The organism is Siphonobacter sp. (assembly GCF_048595215.1).
Classification (GTDB): Bacteria; Bacteroidota; Bacteroidia; order Cytophagales; family Spirosomataceae; genus Siphonobacter.
In genome coordinates, this window is sequence record NZ_JBMDWJ010000058.1 from 1 (window position 1) to 5,954 (window position 5,954).

Sequence of the window (5,954 nt, forward strand, 5' to 3'; positions counted from 1 at the left end):
TGAATTGTTTGAATTGTTTGAATTGTTTGAATTGTTTGAATTGTTTGAATTGTTTGAATTGTTTGAATTGTTTGAATTGTTTGAAATTTATTTTTTTTTAATCTCCAAACGTTAAAATTTAAATCTAAAACACTATTTCAAACCTTAAACCCTACTCAAACGACATTCAAACTTTAAACCAAATTCAAACCTCAAATTCCATTAACCCCGCACTCTCAAAGCCAACTCAATATGGGCCAAATGATGCTGCACGTGCCAGGCTGAAATGGCGATAGCCTGCTTTTGGTTGAAGTAAATGTTGCGAACGGAGTGAAAATAGCTAATCTCTAATTGTTCAGGTGTTAAGGATTCAATTAGATAGGCATATCGCTGATGTACACCCTCGAAAAGCAGGAGCGAATCTTCTATAGGTGCGGACACACTATCGGAAGTATGAGCCCAACCGCCCATGTCAATAAGGGTCGCCTCGGCATAGTTCGGTTCAGTCATTGCTTTTTTCATTCGGAAATAATGCAGCAGTTGAATATCGGCTACGTGATGGACCAGCTGCCGAATAGTCCAGCTGCCTTCCCGGTAGGTTTTACGCAGGTCTTCTTCGGAAAGATGTTGTACTAGTTTCCGATAAGTAGCGGGTGAATCTCGAATAATTTCAACGCATTTTTGAAGTTCTTCGTCGGTATAATTCTCCTTTAATTGAAAAGGGCCAATGGGAAATTTAAGATGCTCCATGTGGGAAAATTGTTTGATGGTTAATTGTTGTTGATTGATTTTTTTAGTTGATAGTTTAATGACTTTTATAATTACATATTTTAAGTCGATTTAGCTTTTCAAATTATTTTAACACACAAAATTATTCTTGTTAAATAGGCAAACACTTTTATCTTATTACTGGATTTTACACGAGCATATTTACTTTTAATTGGTCTTTAAAACTATCCTTTTCGTATGATTCATTACCCCAAAACCCGGCAGGATGTTAGCGTTACGGATGATTATTTTGGAAACACCGTCGCAGATCCCTACCGCTGGTTGGAAAACGATACGGCTCCCGAAACGCTGGCTTGGGTGGCTGAGCAAAATAAAGTAACTTTTCAGTATTTAGAGCAAATTCCCTTTCGGGATCGTATCAAAGAACGACTCGAAAAGCTTTGGAATTATCCCCGCTACGGCTCGCCGTTTCGCGTTGGTGACTACTACTTTTTCTCCAAAAACGACGGTCTGCAAAACCAGGCGGTCGTTTATTACCAGAAAGGATTAGCGGCGGAACCGGAAGTGTTTCTCGATCCGAATACCTGGTCAAGTGACGGAACGGTGACGGCCAATTTCGCCGGATTTTCGCACGACCATCGGTATGCGGCCCTGAGTATCAACCGGGCGGGTTCAGACTGGCAGGAAATGGAAGTCATGGAAATTTCCACCCGCGAAAAAACGTCCGACGCCTTACGGTGGCTTAAATTCAGCGGTGCCGCCTGGCATAAAAACGGCTTTTACTACAGTCGTTACGACGAGCCGAAACCCGGCGAAGAGCTATCCGCGGCTAACCAGTTTCATAAAGTTTACTATCACCAACTGGGTACCCCGCAGGAAGAAGATCAGTTGGTATTTGAAGATCCGGAACATCCCTATCGCTACTTCTTCGCCCAAACCACGGAAGATGAGCGGTTTTTGATCATCAATAGTTCGGAAGGTACGGACGGGTCTGAGATTTGGGTGAAAGATTTGCAGCAGGAAGGCAGTGCATTTATCCGACTATACGAAGGATTTCAGTACAACTACGCCGTCATCGATAATCGGGGGGATCAATTACTGGTTCACACCAATGAAAATGCCTCGAATTATCACTTAGTACTAATTAATCCATTGACTCAGGAAGAATCCGTTTTTGTGGCGGAGAAACCCGAAAAGCTGGAATCGGCGGGGACGAGTGGCGGCAAACTTTTCGTGAATTACCTGAAAGATGTCACCGATCAGGTTTTCCAGTATGATTTGGCAACGGGCCAGCTCGAACGGCAGGTACGTCTGCCCGGTCTGGGTTCGTCCTACGGCTGGTCAGGCAATAAAGACGATCAGGAGCTATTTTACACGTTCACTTCTTTTCTGTACCCGCCCACGATTTTTCGGTACACCATTAAGACGGGAGAATCGGTGCTCTTTCCCTCCTCCGAAATTCAGTTTAACCCCGAAGATTACGAAACGAATCAGGTGTTCTATCCCAGCAAGGATGGCACACTGGTTCCGATGTTTCTGACCCATAAGAAAGGGCTGATTCGCGACGGATCTGCTCCTACGCTATTATATGCCTATGGTGGTTTCAACATCAGTCTGAGTCCAGCCTTTAGTACATCCAACCTCATTTTGTTTGAAAATGGTGGCATCTACGCTCAGGCGAATTTGAGGGGTGGCGGCGAGTACGGCGAGAGCTGGCACAAGGCTGGTATGCTGGAAAACAAACAGAATGTATTCGACGATTTCATATCGGCGGCGGAATACCTCCAACGCGAACAATATACCCGTCCGGAGCGACTGGCGATTGCCGGGGGTTCCAACGGAGGCTTGCTCGTGGGTGCCGTAATGACGCAGCGACCGGAGCTATTTCGGGTTGCTCTGCCCGCCGTTGGCGTACTGGATATGCTACGCTTTCATTTGTTTACCGTGGGCTGGGGCTGGGTGGTGGAATACGGGTCGAGTACCCAGTCGAAAGAGAGCTTTGAAAACCTGTACGGCTATTCACCCCTGCATCAGTTGAAAGCCGGTACGTCCTATCCGGCCACGATGATTACCACCGCCGACCACGACGACCGGGTAGTACCCGCCCATAGCTTCAAATTTGCGGCGGCGTTACAGGAAAAACACGCCGGACCCAATCCGGTATTGATTCGCATCGATACCTCGGCCGGACACGGAGCGGGTAAACCTACAGCCAAAATCATTGAGGAACAGGCCGATAAATGGGCCTTTGTATTCTGGAACATGGGCCTGGAGGTCTACTAAACGGAGAACGGAGCTTCATTCAGATGAAGCTCCGTTCTTTTATAATCCATTTTTCATGACAACTACCCTACTTTAATGGTAATCATCCAGTGAATGCCGTATCGGTCCTTCACCATCCCAAACGTTTCTCCCCAGAATTGTTTGATAAGTGGAGCGGTGATCTGACCGTCTTGCGAAAGCTGTTCAAAATACCTCGTCAATTTTTCTTCTTCTGAACCTTCAAGGGATAAACTAAAGGGCCCGTTGTTTTGCGTTTCCGTATAGTAAGGATGGTCACTGGCCAGCAGGATCACTTCGCCCTGCAATCGGGAAAACATGATTTTACTTTTCATCTGCTCACTGTTGGCTTTGGGGTCCTGGTGAGCACCCGCTGGCCCATCGCCGTAGGTAGATACCGTTAGTTCTCCGCCGAAAATGGTTCGGTAAAATTCCATAGCCTCCCGGCAGTTTCCGCCGAAAAACAGATGGGGGTGGAGCGTTAAAGCCGTCATAAATAAACGTGTTTAGAAGTATAGTGCTGAGGTTTGATCAATGCCTAAAGCTAAGCTAAAAACGCAATCATTGCTTCTGTATCAGCGACTTAAAAAACGACTAATTTTTTAGACTGCAATAGAGCAGGATGAGGAACAAGCCGTTCAAATAAAAAGCTATCTTTTAATCATCCAGGGTCCTATTTCTTTTGTATCTTGAGCCACTTACCTCCCACAAATAAGTTTCTTTTAGCTTTATACCAAATCAGCCATTCAGTTCTCCTTTTTTCTGGAGGCCTGGTTTAACGCTTGTTTTTCTTTCCCGTATGAAAAAACGTTTCCTTACCCTAAGCCTCGGCCTGTGTACGCATTTGGCGTTACTGGCTCAAAACCCGGCGGCTCCGACGTACCAGTCCAACAGCCGTTTCGAACAATTGGGTACGCTCCTGCCTACCCCTACCAACACGCGATCCGCTTCCGGTGCTCCCGGCAAAGCCTACTGGCAGCAACGGGCCGATTACGACATTAAAGTAGAACTCGACGACGAACAGCAGAAAATTACGGGTACGGAGACGGTTACCTACCACAACGATTCGCCGGATGCCTTGCCTTACATCTGGTTACAGGTCGAGCAGAACCGCTTTCGGGCTGATGCGGCGGCGGGCAAAGCCTCCATGAGCAGCGGCATTAACCCGGAAGGGATGAGTACGGCCGAGCTAGCCCGACTGGCGAATACGCCAGCGAAAGCGTACGGGTACAATATTCATTCGGTGAAGGATGTTACCCGTGGGAAGGACCTCAAGTTTACGGTTAACGAAACCATGATGCGGGTGGATCTGGCCCAGCCCCTTAAGCCCGGAGAGAAAGTCGTGTTCTCGGTTGACTGGGATTTTCTGGTTCCCCCGCAGGGCCGCTGTAATTACAAATATTACCCCGCCGACGGCAACTACGCGTATTACATCGCTCAGTGGTTTCCGCGACTGGCCGCTTACGACGATGTGGACGGCTGGAAGCATAAGCAGTTTATGGGAGCGGGCGAGTTTACGCTGATCTTCGGTAACTACAAAGTGGCCATCACCGTACCGGCCGGACACGTGGTAGCCGCCACGGGCGAATTGCAAAATAGTAAGGAAATCCTTACGGCTACTCAACAGAAACGCTGGCAGGAGGCTAAAAACAGCTACAAGACGCCCGTTCTGATGATTACGCAGGAGGAGGCCATTGCGGCTTCGAAGAATAAGACTACGGGTAAAAAAACCTGGATTTACAAAGCCGACAACGTGCGGGATTTTACATTTGCCAGTAGTCGTCGGTTCATCTGGGATGCTATGAACGTGGATCTGAACGGGAAGAAGTCCATGGCGATGTCGTATTATCCGAAAGAGGGTAATCCGCTGTGGGGTCAGTACTCGACGCAAGCCGTGGCTCATACGCTGCGGAGTTACGGTGCCCGTACTATTCCGTATCCCTATCCGGTGGCTATTTCCGTGAACAGTGGCAGTCCCGGTGGTGGGATGGAGTATCCGATGATCAGCTTCAACGGTGGACTGGCCGAAGCCGATGGCACCTACTCCGAACGCACCAAGTACAGCACCATTGGGGTCATCATTCACGAAGTTGGCCATAACTTTTTTCCAATGATCGTCAACTCCGACGAACGCCAGTGGGCCTGGATGGATGAAGGCCTCAACAGCTTTTGTCAGTACCTGGCTGAACAGGAATGGGACCGCGATTTCCCCAGCAGCTACGGCGAGCCGCAGAAGATTGTCCCTTACATGCAGTCGGCGGCTCATACGCAGGTACCGATTATGACCTCTTCGGACAACATCATGCAGTACGGTCCTAATGCCTATTCTAAACCCGCAGCTGGGTTGAATATTCTGCGGGAAACCATCATGGGTCGGGAGTTATTCGATTATGCCTTTCAGGAATACGCTCGTCGCTGGGCTTTCAAATCGCCTACGCCCGCCGACTTTTTCCGGACGATGGAAGATGCTTCGGGTGTGGATCTGGACTGGTTCTGGAAGGGCTGGTTCTACACGGTCGAGCCCGCCGATCAGAATCTGGCGGAAGTAAAATGGTTTGCCATTGACGCTCAGGACCCGGCTGGCCGCAAGGCTCGTCTGAAGGAAGCCGATGCAAAACGTCGGCAAACGATGGCAGTGGAACGCAATAAAACGGATATTAAGCAGACCGTCGTGGAAGCGAATCCGGAGATGAAGGATTTTTACAATACCTACGATCGCTACGCTCCCACCGAGGCCGAGAACAAGCAATACGCTGACTTTCTGGGCACGCTGAGTGAAGAAGAGAAAAAGCTGTATCAATCCGGGAAAAACTTTTATACGCTTAGTATCGAAAACAAGGGCGGTCTGGTCATGCCCGTCATTGTAAAGGCCGAGTACGAAGACGGTACCAGTGAAGTATTTCGTTTCCCGGCGGAAATCTGGCGGATGAATGACAAACAGATCATGAAGGTCATTCCAACGGATA

4 protein-coding genes are annotated in these 5,954 nt (G+C 48.3%); 2 read left to right on the forward strand and 2 right to left on the reverse strand.

Annotated elements, in window-relative coordinates; translation table 11 throughout:
* Positions 1–201 precede the first annotated feature (201 nt).
* Positions 202–729 (reverse strand): YfiT family bacillithiol transferase, encoded by a 528-nt coding sequence (locus tag ACOJTG_RS03620; protein WP_420152559.1) that lies wholly within the window; start codon positions 727–729, stop codon positions 202–204.
* 216 nt (positions 730–945) lie between these two features.
* Here ACOJTG_RS03620 and ACOJTG_RS03625 point away from each other — a divergent pair, with 216 nt between their 5' ends.
* Complete coding sequence (locus ACOJTG_RS03625; RefSeq protein ID WP_420152560.1) at positions 946–2,991, forward strand: prolyl oligopeptidase family serine peptidase; 2,046 nt, start codon at positions 946–948, stop codon at positions 2,989–2,991.
* A gap of 62 nt (positions 2,992–3,053) precedes the next feature.
* On the opposite strand, the gene ACOJTG_RS03630 is transcribed toward ACOJTG_RS03625, so the two are convergent.
* Complete coding sequence (locus ACOJTG_RS03630; RefSeq protein WP_420152561.1) at positions 3,054–3,482, reverse strand: VOC family protein; 429 nt, start codon at positions 3,480–3,482, stop codon at positions 3,054–3,056.
* A 305-nt stretch (positions 3,483–3,787) separates the two neighbouring features.
* Between ACOJTG_RS03630 and ACOJTG_RS03635 the strand changes: the two genes are divergently transcribed.
* Positions 3,788–5,954 (forward strand): M1 family metallopeptidase (locus ACOJTG_RS03635; RefSeq protein WP_420152562.1); only part of this gene is annotated, 2,167 nt, incomplete at its 3' end.

Excerpts from the sequence above, each read along its gene's own strand:
- ACOJTG_RS03625 (WP_420152560.1), top strand. The coding sequence starts at position 946 with ATGATTCATTACCCCAAAACCCGGCAGGATGTTAGCGTTACGGATGAT.
- ACOJTG_RS03630 (WP_420152561.1), bottom strand. The coding sequence starts at position 3,482 with ATGACGGCTTTAACGCTCCACCCCCATCTGTTTTTCGGCGGAAACTGC.
- ACOJTG_RS03620 (WP_420152559.1), bottom strand. The coding sequence starts at position 729 with ATGGAGCATCTTAAATTTCCCATTGGCCCTTTTCAATTAAAGGAGAAT.